General features: G+C 62.1%; 23 protein-coding genes. 22 read left to right on the top strand and 1 reads right to left on the bottom strand.

The window, feature by feature from the left end; genetic code table 11:
* Window positions 1-516 precede the first annotated feature (516 nt).
* The 7 genes from JL811_RS20080 to JL811_RS19000 all read left to right on the top strand — a co-directional run bounded on the left by JL811_RS20080 (window position 517) and on the right by JL811_RS19000 (window position 8,116).
* Window positions 517-1,692, top strand: a complete 1,176-nt coding sequence (locus JL811_RS20080) for a Hint domain-containing protein (RefSeq protein WP_237685077.1) — start codon at window positions 517-519, stop codon at window positions 1,690-1,692.
* A 357-nt stretch (window positions 1,693-2,049) separates the two neighbouring features.
* Window positions 2,050-2,931, top strand: coding sequence for a phosphate/phosphite/phosphonate ABC transporter substrate-binding protein (locus tag JL811_RS18975; protein ID WP_202690282.1), 882 nt, complete (start codon window positions 2,050-2,052; stop codon window positions 2,929-2,931).
* Between the two features lie 76 nt (window positions 2,932-3,007).
* Window positions 3,008-3,820 carry a phosphonate ABC transporter ATP-binding protein gene (locus JL811_RS18980; protein ID WP_202690283.1) on the top strand — a complete coding sequence of 271 codons (813 nt, stop codon included), beginning with the start codon at window positions 3,008-3,010 and terminating at the stop codon, window positions 3,818-3,820.
* The gene (gene phnE, locus JL811_RS18985) at window positions 3,817-4,614 is read left to right on the top strand and encodes a phosphonate ABC transporter, permease protein PhnE (protein WP_202690284.1); all 798 of its coding nucleotides are present in this window, start codon (window positions 3,817-3,819) and stop codon (window positions 4,612-4,614) included. The genes JL811_RS18980 and phnE overlap by 4 nt, the downstream gene beginning before the upstream one ends.
* Before the next feature lie 188 nt (window positions 4,615-4,802).
* On the top strand, window positions 4,803-5,741 hold the full coding sequence (locus JL811_RS18990; protein ID WP_202690285.1) for a DUF6635 family protein: 939 nt from the start codon (window positions 4,803-4,805) through the stop codon (window positions 5,739-5,741).
* A gap of 472 nt (window positions 5,742-6,213) precedes the next feature.
* Complete coding sequence (locus JL811_RS18995; protein ID WP_202690286.1) at window positions 6,214-7,461, top strand: tyrosine-type recombinase/integrase; 1,248 nt, start codon at window positions 6,214-6,216, stop codon at window positions 7,459-7,461.
* Between the two features lie 388 nt (window positions 7,462-7,849).
* On the top strand, window positions 7,850-8,116 hold the full coding sequence (locus JL811_RS19000) for a Fic family protein (RefSeq protein WP_202690287.1): 267 nt from the start codon (window positions 7,850-7,852) through the stop codon (window positions 8,114-8,116).
* A gap of 6 nt (window positions 8,117-8,122) precedes the next feature.
* Here the strand turns inward: JL811_RS19000 and JL811_RS19005 are convergent, their stop codons facing one another.
* The gene (locus tag JL811_RS19005; protein ID WP_202690288.1) at window positions 8,123-8,641 is read right to left on the bottom strand and encodes an Arc family DNA-binding protein; all 519 of its coding nucleotides are present in this window, start codon (window positions 8,639-8,641) and stop codon (window positions 8,123-8,125) included.
* 113 nt (window positions 8,642-8,754) lie between these two features.
* Here JL811_RS19005 and JL811_RS19010 point away from each other — a divergent pair, with 113 nt between their 5' ends.
* The 15 genes from JL811_RS19010 (at window position 8,755) to JL811_RS19080 (ending at window position 15,896) form a co-directional block, all read left to right on the top strand.
* Complete coding sequence (locus JL811_RS19010; RefSeq protein ID WP_202690289.1) at window positions 8,755-8,982, top strand: hypothetical protein; 228 nt, start codon at window positions 8,755-8,757, stop codon at window positions 8,980-8,982.
* On the top strand, window positions 8,969-9,196 hold the full coding sequence (locus JL811_RS19015; RefSeq protein ID WP_202690290.1) for a helix-turn-helix transcriptional regulator: 228 nt from the start codon (window positions 8,969-8,971) through the stop codon (window positions 9,194-9,196). Before JL811_RS19010 ends, JL811_RS19015 begins: the two co-directional genes overlap by 14 nt.
* Window positions 9,193-9,393 (top strand): hypothetical protein, encoded by a 201-nt coding sequence (locus JL811_RS19020; RefSeq protein ID WP_202690291.1) that lies wholly within the window; start codon window positions 9,193-9,195, stop codon window positions 9,391-9,393. The genes JL811_RS19015 and JL811_RS19020 overlap by 4 nt, the downstream gene beginning before the upstream one ends.
* Window positions 9,393-9,623, top strand: a complete 231-nt coding sequence (locus JL811_RS19025; RefSeq protein ID WP_202690292.1) for a hypothetical protein — start codon at window positions 9,393-9,395, stop codon at window positions 9,621-9,623. Before JL811_RS19020 ends, JL811_RS19025 begins: the two co-directional genes overlap by 1 nt.
* Before the next feature lie 319 nt (window positions 9,624-9,942).
* The gene (locus JL811_RS20335) at window positions 9,943-10,557 is read left to right on the top strand and encodes a helix-turn-helix domain-containing protein (protein ID WP_475636557.1); all 615 of its coding nucleotides are present in this window, start codon (window positions 9,943-9,945) and stop codon (window positions 10,555-10,557) included.
* Between the two features lie 23 nt (window positions 10,558-10,580).
* A complete protein-coding gene (locus JL811_RS19035) occupies window positions 10,581-10,799 on the top strand; it encodes a hypothetical protein (RefSeq protein ID WP_202690294.1) in 219 nt (72 codons plus the stop codon).
* The gene (locus JL811_RS19040) at window positions 10,796-11,092 is read left to right on the top strand and encodes a hypothetical protein (protein ID WP_202690295.1); all 297 of its coding nucleotides are present in this window, start codon (window positions 10,796-10,798) and stop codon (window positions 11,090-11,092) included. Before JL811_RS19035 ends, JL811_RS19040 begins: the two co-directional genes overlap by 4 nt.
* A 131-nt stretch (window positions 11,093-11,223) precedes the next feature.
* Window positions 11,224-11,484: a DNA-binding protein gene (locus tag JL811_RS19045; protein ID WP_237685078.1), complete on the top strand. Its 261-nt coding sequence runs from the start codon at window positions 11,224-11,226 to the stop codon at window positions 11,482-11,484.
* Between the two features lie 84 nt (window positions 11,485-11,568).
* On the top strand, window positions 11,569-12,774 hold the full coding sequence (locus JL811_RS19050; protein WP_202690296.1) for a phage portal protein: 1,206 nt from the start codon (window positions 11,569-11,571) through the stop codon (window positions 12,772-12,774).
* Entirely contained in the window at window positions 12,761-13,153 is a 393-nt protein-coding gene (locus JL811_RS19055) for a hypothetical protein (RefSeq protein WP_202690297.1), read from the top strand. Before JL811_RS19050 ends, JL811_RS19055 begins: the two co-directional genes overlap by 14 nt.
* Window positions 13,153-13,656 carry an HK97 family phage prohead protease gene (locus tag JL811_RS19060; protein ID WP_202690298.1) on the top strand — a complete coding sequence of 168 codons (504 nt, stop codon included), beginning with the start codon at window positions 13,153-13,155 and terminating at the stop codon, window positions 13,654-13,656. The genes JL811_RS19055 and JL811_RS19060 overlap by 1 nt, the downstream gene beginning before the upstream one ends.
* Window position 13,657: 1 nt before the next feature.
* Complete coding sequence (locus JL811_RS19065; protein ID WP_202690299.1) at window positions 13,658-14,818, top strand: phage major capsid protein; 1,161 nt, start codon at window positions 13,658-13,660, stop codon at window positions 14,816-14,818.
* A 12-nt stretch (window positions 14,819-14,830) separates the two neighbouring features.
* Entirely contained in the window at window positions 14,831-15,214 is a 384-nt protein-coding gene (locus JL811_RS19070; RefSeq protein ID WP_202690300.1) for a hypothetical protein, read from the top strand.
* Between the two features lie 41 nt (window positions 15,215-15,255).
* The gene (locus tag JL811_RS19075) at window positions 15,256-15,573 is read left to right on the top strand and encodes an HNH endonuclease (protein WP_337924774.1); all 318 of its coding nucleotides are present in this window, start codon (window positions 15,256-15,258) and stop codon (window positions 15,571-15,573) included.
* A complete protein-coding gene (locus JL811_RS19080) occupies window positions 15,570-15,896 on the top strand; it encodes a hypothetical protein (protein WP_202690302.1) in 327 nt (108 codons plus the stop codon). The genes JL811_RS19075 and JL811_RS19080 overlap by 4 nt, the downstream gene beginning before the upstream one ends.
* The last annotated feature ends 120 nt before the right edge of the window (window positions 15,897-16,016 follow it).

The following is a 16,016-nucleotide window of genomic DNA, read 5'->3' on the forward strand; positions in this document are numbered from 1 at the left end:
ACCATGGTCGGCAGATCCGCTTTGCCTCCATTCGCAATAAGGCGCGGAGCGGAGCCAACTAGCGAATTTATCCAGATGCCAATGATGTGCTACTGAATTTCAGGAGTATATATTGATCGGTCTGGTGATCTGCAGGTTCAACCTGATGAGCTTCAGGTGGTGCGGTATAGTAAGAGTAGAGCGGCAGTTTTCCTTTCTCGGGAGTGGTATCGAAAGAGGTCTAGGGTAGGTTGTCCTGTTGCTTTTGTCATTTTCGATGACTTGATTGCGCAAGTTTGAATAATGCGGTCGATGAATTGAAGCTAACAGCCTGACATTCTTGGATAGGGCAACTTCTTTCAAATCCTGATGTTTTGAGCTTATCAATGCAAAAACCCTCTCCAGGAACTTTCTGGAGTCCTTTGCAGGTGCCGGAGGCTTGCGCATGCTGAAGGTGGAATTCTGACGGATCTTTGGCGGTTTTTCGGCAACTATTTGTTTGTTCCTCCAAGGCACCCGTAAGATGTAGGGAATGATATGACATTCGAATTCGGTATCATCGGGTTCCCGAATATCAATGACAATAATCTAATTCAGGGTGCGCTATCTGATATGACCGGGGACCCCGACACTTTCGTTGGGCGCCAGCTTTCTTTCTCATCCGTCGCAGATGGAATTGCGCAGACTGCAGATGGTGATTTCCCGGATGATGGTGGCGCAACTTTGACTGCGGCCCTGACCATCAATGGTGTAACCTACGACGCTGGAGCCAATATAGAGACGGATTGGGAGTTCATTACTGTCGATCCTGATACCGGTTATTATTTTCGTGTGACAGGTCTGTATATCTGGAACCAGCCGGTTGGCGTCAGTCTTTCCCGTGCCTGGGATGTGTCGACCGGGCAGTTTGTTGCCGGGCCATCGGGGGTATATGCTCCGGGAACAGTTCTGATCCATGTTGACGGGAATGATTTGGATGGCCCCCCGAATTTCAGACAGTTCACGACAGATACTGCCAGTTCGACCTATGGATCCCCGACGGGCATGCGCAATGATGCCACTCTTGGCCTGAGCAATGGGACAATTACCTGTTTCGCTTCCGGTACGTTGATCAAGACGATTTCCGGTGAGGTTCCGATTGAATCCCTGTGGGTTGATGATCTGGTTCTGACAGTGGATCGGGGCTATCGGCCGATCCGTTGGATCAGATCGCGCAAGCTTGATTCCATGGATCTTCGCCTGAACCCGGATCTGCGGCCCATACGCATCCGTACCGGCGCTTTGGGAGGTGGGATGCCGGAACAAGATCTGATGATTTCTCCGCAACATCGGGTTCTTGTCAATTCTAGGATCGCCGAGAGCATGTTCGGAACCCGTGAGGTCCTGGTGGCCGCCCGGCAACTTCTGGTCATCGAGGGGATCGACGTCGCGGAGGATATCACTGAATTGGATTACTGGCACTTCCTGTTTGACGATCATGAGATCGTCTTTTCAAACGGTGCGAAGACTGAATCGCTTTATACCGGGGCTGAAGCGCTCGAATCCATCGGGTCCGAGGCACGAAAGGAAATCTTCACCCTCTTCCCTGATCTTGAGCATCGCAATGTGGATGAAGGCCCGAGAAGTGCAAGGCCCATGATCCGGAGCCGCGATGGTCGCCGACTGGCCCAGCGCCATGTCAAGAACCAGATAAATCTGGGTTTGAATGGCTAACTTCGGGATCTGGGCTTGGTGGCCCGTTCCTCGGGGTCGCCCGTCACTGCGGATCGGCGGTCCGCATTTGGCTCTGATCCGGGAATGCGCTCCCGCCGCGCAGGCGCATTGGCCTTGGACAAGGGTCCTGCAGTTGTGAATCCCGTCTGAAGCGTGCGCAGCATCCCGATCCAGCGCAGGGGCCGGGCGGGCTGGACAAAGCATGCAGGGAATTCCACACCTTCGCCTGAATGTGGCTGCCTTCGAAACGGACGGTGACCGCAATCCTGCGCGACCGCCCTGCAGGGGCGGGCCCATCCGTCACCCTGCCGTTACCTTGGGCTGATACCCGCCTTGAAACCCATCAAGGAGGCTCCCATGAATTCTCTCGCCCGGATTGCGCTCACGTCCGCCATCGCCCTGTGCTCTGCAGGCGCTGCCACGGCGCAAAGCGTTGCAGACCTCTGCCCCTCGCCGCTGAAGATGGCCGATACCGGCATCGAGGGCATGGGCGTTCTGGAAGAGGCCTTCGCCCCGTTCGCCACCGCGTTCCAGGAAGTGACGGGCGTCGAACTTGCGCTCTATTCGTTGTCGAACCGCACAGCTGCCGGTACTGCGCTGCAGTTTGACGAGGTCGATTTCGTCTTTTCCGGCCCCTCGGAATTCGTTCTGTTCCAGACCCTTGCGCCCCTCGATGTGCTGTTTTCCATCGAACGTCCCAGCTATGGGTCGTCTTTCGTCGTCAAGGCGGACAGCGACATCATGACCATGGCCGATCTCAAGGGCCGGACTGTCGCGCTCAAGGATGTCGGTTCGACCTCGGGCCATATCTTCCCGACGATGATGATGGCGCGGGCGGGGCTTGATGTGGACAGCGATGTCAAGGTCGTGATGGCGGGTGATGCCCGCATTCAGGTGCTGATCAATGGCGATGTCGACGCCATGGGCGGCGGCAACAAGGATTATGCCGCCGTGATGAAGCAGGATCCCGATACCGAATACCGCCTGCTGGCCGAAAGCGGCCGCCTGCCGGGCGATCCGGTCATCATGCGCGCGTCGCTGCCGCAGGACTGCCGCGACGCCCTGCGCGCCACCATGTCAGCCAATGCCGACAAACTGTGGTCCGCGCTGACCGCGACCGAGAACAATGCCGAGAAATTCCTTGAGGATGACAGCTACATGTCCTTCGAGACCGATCCGGCGGTCTATGACATGGTGCGCGAAGCCTATGATGTTGCCGGGATTGCCCTGGACGACTGACCCTTTTGCCATCTTGAAAAAAACGGACGGCGCCCCGGGGGGGGGCGCCGTCCTTGCTTGCAAAAGGAGCCCCCCCATGCGCATGCCCGATGCCGCCAAACCGCCTGTCCTGCGCGCGCATGAGATTCATGTCCGCTTTGGCGCCCTGCATGTGCTGCGCGGCGTTTCCTTCGATCTGGCGCGCGGTGAAGGCGCGGTCTTGCTTGGCGCGAATGGCTGCGGCAAGTCGACTTTGCTGCGCACCCTGAACGGGCTGGCGACGGTCGAGTCCGGCCGGGTCGACCTCAATGGCCGGACCATCACCGATGCGCCGTCTCGGGTGTTGCGCGCGGCGCGGCGGCAGTTGGGATATGTGTTCCAGCATTTCAACCTTGTGCCGCAATTATCGGCGCATCAGAATGTTCTGTTCGGGGCGATGGGGCAGCGGCGCTTTGGCGTGCTGAGCGTCGCCAATGCCTTTGCGCGGACCGAAGACCGCGAGCGGGCAATGCAGTGCCTTGAACGGGTGGGCCTTGCCGACCGCGCCACTCATCGCCCCGCCGAATTGTCGGGCGGGCAGCAGCAGCGCGTTGCCATCGCGCGGATGCTGATGCAGGCGCCGCAGGTCGTGATCGCGGATGAGCCGATTGCAAGCCTTGACCCCAAGGCGGGCCGTGAGGTGCTGGAATTGTTGTGGAGGATTGTCGAGGAAGAGGGGCTGAGCCTGCTATGCACGCTTCACCAGCTTGATCTGGCGCAGGAATTCGGAAAGCGGATCATCGGAATGAAGGCCGGGCGCGTGGTCCTGGATGCCGCAAGCCCCGGGATCGACCGGGCCGATCTGGATGCGCTTTATCAAGGTGCGGTCCGGGTGGATGCCGCCCCGACACCCCAGGAGGCCGCGGCATGAGCGCCCCGTCCCGCCACAGCCTGCCGCCGCGAATGCGCATGCCTTCGGCGCTGGCCTGGGTGCTGATGGTCACCTTCGCCGCCTTCTTCCTTCAGGGGCTTTACGGCGCCGAAGTCTCGGTTGACCGGTTGCTGCGGGGGGCCACGAATTTCGTGCGCTTCGTGTCGCTGGCAATCCCCCCCGATTTCGCCCGTTGGGAAACCATTGGCTGGGCCATGCTGGAAACGCTGAACATCGCAGTGGTTGGCGTGACCTTCGGCTGCCTTCTGTCGATTCCGCTGGCTCTGCTGGCCGCCCGCAACACCGCGCCGAACGGGGTGATCCGGTTCGTGGCGCGGCAGTTGATCGCCATTGCCCGGACCATCCCCGATCTGATCTGGGCGCTGATCTTCGTGGTGGCGGTGGGGCTGGGTCCACTGGCGGGAATTCTGGCCATCATCATGGATACGGTCGGCTTTGTGGCACGGTTCTACTCCGAACGCTTCGAGGAGGTGCAGAAAGGCCCCGCCGAGGCGCTGACCTCAACCGGGGCGGGGCGTCTTTCGGTGATCGCCGGGGCGATCCTGCCCGAAAGCTTTGCCTCGATGACGGCAACCTCGCTTTACTCTGTTGAAAAGGCGATCCGCTCGGCGGTGACGCTGGGGCTGGTTGGGGCAGGAGGGATCGGGGTGGAACTGTCAACCGCAATGCGGCTGTTTCAATACGATCAGGCAGCGGCCATCATCCTTGTGGTTCTGGTGGCGGTGATCGGGTTTGAACAATTGTCATCGTCAATCCGCAAGCGGATCATCTGACCGCCGGACAGAACGGTACGACCCGCCGGTTGGGACTGCGGCAAACCGCCGATCCGCTATGGCCGGTTGCGATTTTCGGCTATGCCTGTCCGACAGTGGAATAGACCACTGTCCCGGCCTTCCTCCTGGACAGGTTGAGGACCCAGATACCAACGCCGAATCCTTCCCCTTGCGGATGACCCGAACCGATGCGCATCAGTGAACAATCCGACGGTTCCCCCTTGCCCGAAGGGCGCAAGGCGCAGGTGGCGGCCTTCGTGCAGCGCCATTTCACATGGCCCGGCAGTTTGCGGTTGCATGGCGCGGCCTTCGGTCTTGACCTCTTGCGCGCGCCTGCCAATGTCCTGCTGTCGCCGCTGCTTTTTCTGACGCGGATGCTGGCATGGTTGTGCCGCAGAATTGGGCTTGTCGCACTGTCAGGGTGGCTGATGCGGCGCAGATTGCTTTTGCGCACGGCGGTTTCGGCCCGCGTCGAGATTCTGATCCTGCGTGAGTTGCTGGCGGTGCCGCTGCCCCCCGATGCCGCCGGTCTTGACCAAGCGGCGCTGGGCCGGGCCCTGCTTGCCGCCCCTCCCTTGCGGGAACCGATCCGCCAGAGGGGCAGCCCTGCTGCTGCGCAGGCGATGTCGGACCGGATCCTTGACGCGATTGCCGAATATTCCGGCACGCGCGCGGCGATGGCCGAATTCACCACCGCGCTTGTCATGCTGGCGCTTGGCGCGGCCGTGTTCCAGTCACTGACCCCGGGGGCGATGTCCATGGCGCCGGGTCTTGCCGGACAGATCGCGCAGCGCGCCGCCATTGCCGAATTTCCGCTGGGGCCGATGCTGGGCGCAGGGTGGTACAGTGTCTTTCCCATCGGCCCCTCGCCGAGGCTGATCGCGCTGACCATGGCCGGTCTGGTTTTGTTCGGTGCCGTGGTCGCCAGTTTCGCGGGCATGATTGCAGATCCGGTTCAGGTGCGGCTGGGCATCCATCAACGGCGGCTCAACCGGCTTATGGCGGCTGTGGATGCCGAGATCGGGCACCAGCCCGAACAGCCCTTCGTGACGCGCGAGCATGTTCTGGTGCGGGTCTTCGACCTCTGGGACGCGGCCCTGTCGCTGTTCAGGGCCTTCCGCGGCTGAAATCGCTGCGGTGACGGCGTGAAGACAAGCCCGTCTGTGCCTGCCAGGTTGAAAAAAAGGCTGGAACACACCGGACCGCAGCAATGGCTGGGCACATGACGCCGGGCGAAGTCAACCGATACAGGCGGCAGCCGACCGCTTGACCTTGCCCAAACTGCTGGTGGAGGGCGCATCAAACGGGACACAGAAGCCCAGAACGGGGCCATATTGCCGCAATCGCATGATTTTAAAGCCAGTTCTGGCAACAATCTGGGAAGTGGTGAGCCGGACAGGATTCGAACCTGTGACCCGCTGATTAAAAGAAAAAATTCAACTGATTTTGTAAGGTAACGGAAGGGCACAGGATCGGCGCTAAAAGCCCTAGATTTTATTGGATAATTCTCTTATCAGGGTGTCGGGGCGGATCAAGCGGTTTCGTTCGGTGTTACCCCAAGCTGTTACCCCAAATGTTACCCCAGAGGACCATTTGATTATGGCGAAGGCACTGACGACCAAGGCTGTCGAAGCGGCGAAACCTGATCGGGAACGGCGGTATGAACTCGCTGATCCGGCGTTTTCGGGCCTCTATCTCGTGGTTCAGAAGACCGGGGCGAAGTCCTGGGCGCTGCGTTATCGCTTCGGCGGGAAGTCGGTCAAGATGACCCTCGGCCGGTGGCCGATCATGGGGCTGGCCGATGCGCGGGCGGCAGCATCAAGGGCGATTGCCAAGATCGAGCATGGCGTGAACCCGGTGGAAGAGGCGAGGGCCGAGAAGGCCAAGAAAGAGGCCATCGACCGGAACACGGTGCAGGCGCTGGTCACTCAATTCGAAAAGCGGCACCTTCGGTCCCTTCGCAGCGGGGACGCGGTGCTGCGGCAATTCAACCTGCATGTCCTGCCGGTCTGGGGCGACCGGGATGTGCAGACCATCACAAAGCGCGACGTGATCGAGCTTCTGGACGGCATCACCGATAGCGGCCGGGCCACCACGGCAAACCGGATCCGGGCCTATCTGTCGAAGTTCTTCAACTGGTGCGCCAGCCGTGACGTGATCGACGTGCCGCCCACCCTGACCGTCAAGGCGCCCGTGAAGGAACGAACGCGCGAGCGCGTCCTGTCGGATGACGAAATCCGCTGGCTCTGGCGGGCCTGCGATGCCGGGGGCTTCCCCTGGGGCGCCTTCGGCAAGCTGTTGCTGCTGACCGGCCAGAGGTTGGCCGAGGTCGCGGAAATGACCGATGCCGAGATTCGGGGCGATGTGTGGCAACTCGCATCGGCCCGCACGAAAAACGGGCGGGCGCATGATGTGCCGCTGTCCGGCGCGGCAACGGCTGCGCTGGCCGCGATTGAGCGCGTGGCGGATGAGGATGGCCGGGTGCGGTTTGTGTTCACCACGACCGGCACCAGTTCGGTGTCGGGGTTTTCAAGGGGCCGGGCCGGTCTGCACAAGGCGATGCAGGAGATCGCGGCGAAAGAGCGGGGGGAGCCGGTTGAGATTCCGCACTGGACCTTTCACGATCTGCGCCGGACCTGCGCCACGGGGCTTGCGCGGCTGGGCATTCCCGTGCGCGTGACAGAGGCGGTGCTGAACCATGTCAGCGGCACCGGCGGCGGCATTGTCGCGGTCTACCAGCGCCACGACTATGCCGAGGAAAAGCGCCGCGCGCTGGATGCCTGGGCGGCCTTCCTGGCCGAGCTGGTCGAGGGCAAGGCCGGGAATGTGGTCAGGCTGCGGGGGTGAGGGCTTTCTTGACATGTGCGGGGTGTTCACTAAATGCTAAGGCCATAGGGTGACGAGTGGTCACCTGTCACCTGAGAACCCGCCATGCCCGCGCATAAACAGTCCAGCACAGGAAAACATGTCATCCCCTCCAAGGGGGGCTGGAAGGTGCGCTCTGTCGCAGCCTCTGCCCTGACACAATCCGTTGCCAAGGGCACCAGCAGCGCGGCGACCAAGGAGGCGATCAAGAGCAACGCGGATCGTCACCGCGAAGCCATGATCCGGCTGGCAAATCGGTAAGCGTCACTATCGACTGACCCTGCAGGATGCCCTCGATGCCCATGACCTTGCCCTGGGCTATGGCGGCGGGCGGCGGGGCGTTCTGAACCTCGCATCGCTTGAGGGCGCGTTGGGGCGTCCCTATCACGGCTATCACCGCGCCATTCACCTGAAATGCGCGGCGCTGCTGCATGGCGTTGCCACGTCGCACGGGTTTTCGGATGGGAACAAGCGGTCTGCATGGGCCTGCACCTTCGTGCTGATCGACCGCAGCGGCTATAGTCTGGAAACCCTGCCCGGGGACCGGATCGATGATGTGGTGGTCGATGTTGTCGAGCGCAAGCTGTCGCTGGAGGATCTGGCGGCGTGGTTCAAGGTGAGGCTGGTGCGGGCGTGAAAGAATTCATTTTCGGATTCGCTGTGTAAATTTAATGTGGGATATATCGTCAGGCAAAGGATTACCTTCGGCCTCCTTATTTTTCTCAAGCCGCTCGCCAAGAATAGTGCTCTCAATTCGCATCAAAGCTAAATCTGATGGGTTCGAATTCGAAGTAAGATCGGATATTTTCGTTAGGTATAGGACATTTTCCTCTGTTGCGCCAAGGCAGGTAAGTTCATCAAATTCTTTTCTTACTCCTTCTAGAGCAGACTCCCACACCTGACGTTCTTTATCTGTCTCGGATTTACTTAGATTAAAGAACGAAATAGTGTGCTCATCCAGTAGTTGTTTAAGTCTTCTTCTTTGAAGCTCGCGCCAAATCTCCTCAAGAGTTGTTGCAGGATACTTCTCTTCGAGGGTCGCGACGATCTCAGCATTCATCGACCGGTTGTTCGCCTCAGCGGCGGCCTTGATGCGCTCTCGCATGCCCTCAGGCGGACGGATCACTATCTGGCCTAGCTCTTCGCGTTTGCTTCTGGTCATGACGGCTCTCGTTTATGGTTAGTCACAGATTGTGTCTACTTTTCGCTTGACGCAATACTCACAGATGGTGACTATGCTCGCACTATGTGACCAAACGGAGGTCATGCTATGGCATGGAGGTGGCAATGAAGGTTGTTCAGGTTGGAATTCGCTTTCCGACCGATGTGAAGTCGTGGCTGGAGGATCAAGCGCGACTGAACAGGTCGAGTCAGAACTCGGAAGTTGTGCGCGCGGTGCGGGCGCAGATGTTGGCAGCGGGGGTCGAGTTTGGCGACCAGCCCCCCGCTGCCGTGAAGGCTCAGAAGAACCATTCGGAGGCACAAGACCATGCAGCCGAGTGAAACGCAAGAACAGGCAACGCCCGCCACGGCGGCGCGGCTGCTGACTTCGGGCGCGGTGCGCAAGCTCTGCGGCGGGATCTCGAAGCCGACGCTGCACCGCTGGATGAACCGGCCCGAGCTGGGCTTCCCCAAGCCCATCACCATCGGGCAACGCAATTACTGGCGCGAAAGCGGCATTCTGGCATGGCTCGATGCGCGCGAGGTGGCGGCATGAACCCGGAACTTCAGCAATATCTGGCCGATCTGCAAAGGAAAGCCATGCGGCTGCAGGTTCTAATCAGCGCCATGAACGCCTGTCTGGATGATGAAACGCTGCAGGATGCGGTTGTCGCCATGGTGACCGCTGCCGAGGAACTGGCAACCGGCCTGAACCACGGCCTTGACAGCGTATCAATGCCGGGGGGCAACTGATGGGCAATCCGCTTTTGTCGCACATCCAGCGCCAGCATGACGTTGCAATCACTCTGGAAGGGGTGCTGGAAGCCGTTTCCATCCTCCGGGCCGAGCAACTGGGTGAGAACGCTGTCGATAGCCTGATGGTCGTTGCACTGGATCTGGTTGGGCGGCTGACCCAAGATTTGGACAGCATAAACCTGCCCGTTGGCCGGGATCGCGCGCTTTACGATCCGCGATCCGCCTGAACCCGGTGCCTCGCGGAATGGCTTCTGACAGCACAACAGGCGATCCTGTGCCGCATGCGGACTGGGTAGGATTCCAGTGGCTTGAGTCCGTTCGGTGCGATGCCTCGCTAACGCCCTTGGCGCGGCTGCTGGCGCATGAGCTGGCCCTGTCCGTATGGGCCAGCGAAACCGGCCAGCGCAACCCGGATCCCGAGGCGCTGGCGCGGTGTCTCGGGGTGTCGGGTAAGATGATCAGACGGGCGTTGGCCGAGCTGTGCCGCGCCCGCCATGTCCGGTGCGCTGGTGGCAAAATCGGGGTGCCGTGGTGAGTGTGGTTCTGATGTCAGCGGTATTTGCATACCCGGATTTTGCACCGCATGAGAAGCTTGTCATGTTGGCGCTGGCCGATCATGCCGACGAACTGAACGAATGTTTCCCCTCAATTGCGCGGCTGGTGCGGATGACCGGCATGAGTGAGCGTGGGGTTCAGCAAGTTATTCGGCGGCTTGAACAGCGGGGGTTCATCGTCACCAGGTCGAACGCCGGGCGCAAGGGATCCAACCGATTCAGGTTGTGTCTGCCTGTGCTTCAGGCACCTTCTACCCCCGCACCCGGTGCACCCCCGCACCCGGTGCCCCCCGCACCCGGTGCACCCTACCCCCGCACCCGGTGCACCCTCACCCCCGCACCCGGTGCACCCAAACCATCAATTAACCATCAAGAACCTTGCGCGCCTGTGGGCGGGCGCGCCCGCGAGGCCAAGCGCCGGAAGCACGGAAACTCCGATCAAGCCCCAGTTGGAGACCGGAACGCCGTCCTGATGTTGTTTGCTGAGAAAATCAACGCAGGCCGATATGTCGCGCCCTCTGCCCTGTCCGCGGGGCAGGTGAGAGAGATGCGGGAGCGCGGGCTTGTGACCGAGGAAAGTCTGAAACGATCAGGCCTTGAGGGCTGATCACGAAGCGAAAGGAAGCTGGAATGAAAGCTGAGAACTTGAAGGATAACCCGGTCGCGGATCGGCTGGTCGGTATTCCCCAGATCGCGCCGGTGGTCGGGGTCTGCAACTGCACCCTGCGCAAGATGGCCAAGGCCGGAACCAACGGCATCCCGGTGCGCTGGGTCGGAACGCGCTGGTGGGCCTCGCGGCGTGAGCTGACCGCATGGCTGGAAGCGCAGGTTACGGGACCGGGCGCATGAGGCGGGGCGGGCGGGGCTTCCGCACCGGGGGGCAAGGGGCGGCGCAGGTCAACCCGATCTCACAGGGATACTTCAAGATCACCACGGGGAGTCTGACGGCGGAACAAGCGCGGGCGATGCGCGGCAAGCCGGGTTCGCTGGGCACTGTGGGCCAGCAGTATTTCTCGTTGGTCAGGGTGATCGGATCGACCCGGATCTTCATCGGCGATTTCACAACCAGAACCGAGGCCGAGCATGCGGCCCGGTTGATCTGCCGCGATGAGAACGTGCGGCTGGTGTTCGCCCTCGACTGATCCGCGCCGCCCCGGGGGGTGGTCCTGAACTTTGACCCCTTCGCGGGGACCGGCGCGGGGTGGCAAACGCTAGATTTGCGGTAAATAGGCTTTTTATCAAAGCCTTAGACATAAGAAAGGGGATTGAGAGCATGGGCAACGTCGGGGAAATGGGGAAATCGCTGGCGATTCCGGACGATCCGGCGCCGCTGGATCGGTGGCGGGCGGACGATGTCCTTGAACCGAACCGCGATCTCTGGGGCATGAAGTCAATCGCAAGCTGCCTCGGCGTGGCCGTCGAAACGGCGCGTCGCTGGGCAAACGATCCGGCCAGCGACCTGCCGGTGACGAAGCCGATGGGCCGGTGGTTTGCGCGCAGCAGGGAGCTGCGGGCATGGCGGGCGCGGCGCTGATGTTGCGTTTTGTTGTGAAATGTTGCGTTTTGACTGGTTTTGCCAGCTTGGCCCGGCCTGATTTCGTCCCGCATAAACTGAAGGATGAAACTCTGGCCCTTCACCCGCACGGCCCCTGCGCCGGAAACCAAGTCGTTCACCACGGCGTCGAGCTGGGATGAGCTGATCACCGGAAGCGCGCCCAGTGTTGCGGGGATCGCGGTGACCTCTGCGGAGGCGATGCAGGTGCCGGTGGTCGCGAACGCGGTTCAGCTGATCTCGGAGGCCGTTGCCAGCCTCGATGTGATGGTGAAGCGGATCGATGGCACCTCGGAAATAGACGTTCCCGATCACCCGCTTCTGCCGCTGCTGCGCGGCGATGCGAATGACTGGACCAGCGGCTTTGAGCTGATCCGGCAGATCGTCCAGGACGCGCTGACCCGGGATGCCGGCGGCATGGTCTGGGTGAACCGCCCCAACGGCGAGGCGCGCGAACTGGTGCGCTACCGGCACGGGTTCATTTCCTTCGAGGTCGATCAGAACACCGGGGAACGGCGCTACAAGCTGTCCAGCAACATGATCCCGGCGCGTGATGTGATCCACCTTCTGCCGCCTCTCGGCCGCGCGCCCCTGACGCTGGCGCGGGAAGCCATCGGCATCGCGGTGGCACTGGACCGCCATGCGGCCCGACTGTTCTCGCGGGGGGCTCGGCCTTCCGGTGCGCTGACATTCCCCACGGGGATCGGGGAAAGCGCGGTGAAATCGGGGCTGGCTGCTTGGCGGCAGGCGCATGAGGGCGAGGATCGGGGCCGCACGGCAGTTCTGCCTGACGGGATCACCTTCCAACCCTACACCTTCAATTCCACCGATGCGCAGTTCCTTGAAAACCGACGGTTCCAGATCGAGGAAATCGCCCGGATCTTCAACATCCCGGCCCCGATGGTGGGCGATCTGTCGCGCGCGACCTGGTCGAATTCTGAACAGAAGGGCCGGGAATTCCTGTCCTACACGCTGGAACCTTGGCTGCGCGGCCTCGAGGGGGCCATGCGCCGGGCGCTGTTTTCGGATGCCGAGCGCGCCGATCACGTCATCCGCTTTGATCGCGACGACCTGACCCGTGCGGATCTCGCGACCCGGGCCACGGTCATCAACAGCCTGATCGCATCGCGCACCATCAACAGCAATGAGGGGCGCAGCTGGATCGGTCTGCCGCCGCGCGCGGGCGGCGATGAATTCCTGAACCCGAACATCACCAGTGGCCCGCCCCCGGCCGCTCCGCCAGCGAAGGAACCGACCGATGAACCTGAGTGACGTTTCCGCCATTGCCGAGGATCAGGACCGGGGGCGCTGGCTTGACCTTCTGGACCCGTTCGACGGCAAGCCGGTGGGCATCCGCCTGCTGGTGGCCGGACCCGATTCGATGGTGCAGGCCCGGGCCCGCCTGAAGCTCGCGGATGAGCTGGCCGACATGGCCGATGATGAGGGCCGGGTTTCCGCCGAGAACCGCGAGACGGCCCGCCTGCGGAACCTCGCGCGCTGTGTCCTCGGCTGGGAGGCCTCCGAGGACGGCAAGCCGGTGCCCTTCAGTTTCGAGGCTGTCCTGCGCCTGCTGAAGGCCGGGCGCTGGGTGCAGGAACAGGTTGATGATTTCGCGGGATCGCGCCGCGCCTTTGCGAAGGGTGCCGCGTGATGGATCGTAGCCTGATCGAAACCAAGATCCTTGCCGACGATTCCGGCGCGATCAGTGCGCTGGCATGGCCCTTTGCCGTTCCGGATCGGGTGGGCGACATGATCCAGAAGGGGGCCTTCGCAGGCATGAAGCTGCCGCTGCCGATGCTCTTTGGCCACGACCAGAATGACCCGGTGGGCGTCTGGGAAGTGGCCGAGGAAAAGGCAGAGGGCCTGCACCTGAAAGGCCGCCTGCTGGTCGATGATCTGCCCCGCGCGCGTGAGGTCCGCGCGCTGGTGCAGGCCGGTGCGGTGCGCGGGATCTCCATCGGCTTTGTCACCCGCAAGGCTGACCGGCGCAGCCCGCGCGGTCGGATGATCACGGCCCTCGACCTTATGGAAGCGTCCCTTGTGACGATCCCCATGCATCCCGGCGCGCGGGTGACCAGCGCGAAAGATGCGGTCTGCGCCCTGCGCTACACCGCCGCCCTTCAACGCGCCATGGCGCAGCTTTCCCGGAGTTAAGATGAAACACGTTTTGCACCACCAGCTGCTCGGCAGCACGGCCCTCACCCGCAAGGGCGAGGATGATGACCCCTCCGATATGGTCACCAAGGCGATTTCCGATCTCGCCAAGACGGTCGATGACCGGCTGAAAGAGGTCGAGAAGAAGACCGATACCACCAAGCTCGGGGATCGCCTCGACAAGCTTGAGGCCAAGATGAACCGGCCCAAGGGCGAGGGTGACGACAAGGCCGATGAACCGAGCGTCGAGCGCAAGGCCTTCGCGGCCTATCTGCGCCTCGGGGATGCGATCAGCCCCGAGGACCAGAAGGCGCTGAATCAGTCCAGCAACCCGGAGGGCGGCTATCTGGCGCCTGCCGAGCTTTCCACCGAAGTCATCCGCGATCTGGTCGAGTTCAGCCCGATCCGGGCCGTTGCATCGGTGCGCGGCACGGGCGCGCCCTCGACCATCTACCCGACGCGCGGCGATCTGACGAATGCGAAATGGGTGGGAGAAACCCAGACCCGCGAGGCTTCCGGCATCACCTTCGGCCAGAAGGAAATCGCGGTGAAGGAACTCGCCACCTTTGTCGATATTTCCAACCGCCTGCTGGGCGATGCGCCGCAGGCCGAGACGGAAGTGCGCGCCGCCCTGGCCGAGGATTTCGGCAAGAAGGAGGCCACGGCCTTTGTCTGGGGTGAGGGTGTTCTGGAACCCGAGGGCTTCATGGTGAACCCCGATATCGCCTTCACCGCCAATGGCCATGCGGCGAACCTGTCGCCGGATGCGCTGATCACGCTGCTCTATGCTTTGCCCGCGACCTATCGCAACCGGGGTGCCTGGGCCATGAACGGCACCACGCTGGCCGCGATCCGCAAGCTGAAGGATGGCGATGGCCGGTTCCTGTGGCAGCCCTCCTATCAGGCGGGGCAACCCGAGATGATCCTCGGGCGGCCGGTGGTCGAGATGGTGGACATGCCCGATATCGGCGCCGATGCCTTCCCGATCATCTATGGCGACTGGGAAGCCTACCGCATCCTCGACCGGATCGGCCTCGACGTTTTGGTTGATCCCTACACCCGCCGCACCAACGGCATGACCCGGATCCACGCCAACCGGCGCGTGGGCGGCGGCGTCCTGCAGGCCGCGCGGTTCCGCAAACTCAAGATGGCTGTCAGCTAAGGAGGCCCTGCCATGCGTGACCTTTATTCCGATATCCGCGCGGTCCAGGCGCTTGCCTCGGCCTCGCGCAGTGCGGCCATCACCGGCCCGGCCATCGACCTTCTGGGCGTGGGTCGGATGGCGGTGATCGTCAACACCGGCGCCATCACCGGGGACGGTGATTTCGGGGCCACGCTTCAGGAAAGCGATGACGGCTCCACCGGCTGGACCGATGTGGATGCCGCCCAGATCCAGAGCGATGCCCCGGCCACGCTTGCGGCCACCACCTCTTACCGGCTGGGCTATCTCGGCTGGAAGCGGCATGTGCGCCTGTCCCTGACCAAGGCCGGGGGCACCAGCATGCAGGTCGGCGCGGTGGCGGTGCTGACCGATCTGGCCGAGCGTCCGGTGCCCTGATGCCGGTGCGCGCGCCTCGTCTTTGTGCTTGCGGACATCGGGTGCCATCCGGTGCGCGATGCCCCTGCGAGGCGCGGCGCGATGCCGAACGCAAGGCCCGGTTCGACAAGGCCCGCCCCAGCGCCTCGGCGCGCGGGCTGGGGGCGGACTGGCGCCGCCTGCGCACCGATCATCTTGCGCGCAACCCGTGGTGCTGCCGCTGCGGTCGGCCTGCGCAGGAGGTTGATCACATCATCCCGCGCCGCGAGGCGCCCGAGCGGCGGCTCGATCCGACCAATCTGCAATCGCTCTGCACTCCCTGTCATTCCGGCGCCAAGCAACGCGAAGAGCGCCTTCAGCACAAAGGAACTGTGAAATGACCATCTTTGCGACGAATGGCGCGAAACTCTATATCGGGGCGGCGCTGGCCGCCAAATCCTCGGATTTCGTTCTGGCTGATTTCGACGGCGAGACCTGGGCCGAGATCGGGGAAATCGAAGGTCTTGGTTCGGTCGGGGATACCTCGGCGGAAATTACCTTCGACAGCGTATCGTCAAGCCGCACCCGCAGGCTGAAAGGGACGCGCAATGCGGGCACGATGGAGGTGGTCTGTGGCGTTGACTATGCCGATGCGGGGCAGATTGCGCTGCTGGCGGCCGAAAAGGCCACCCATGACTATGCGTTCAAAATGGTGCTGTGTTGATTTTCACCCAGAACTGACCCGGGTAGGCGTGTAATTTTCATTGAGATTTGACCCATGTGACCCTTCTCCCGCGCGGTGAGCGACGGGGGGCAATGGAGTGATAAACATGGGACTATTGAA

Source organism: Szabonella alba (assembly GCF_016765775.1).
In the GTDB taxonomy this organism is placed as follows: domain Bacteria; phylum Pseudomonadota; class Alphaproteobacteria; order Rhodobacterales; family Rhodobacteraceae; genus Szabonella; species Szabonella alba.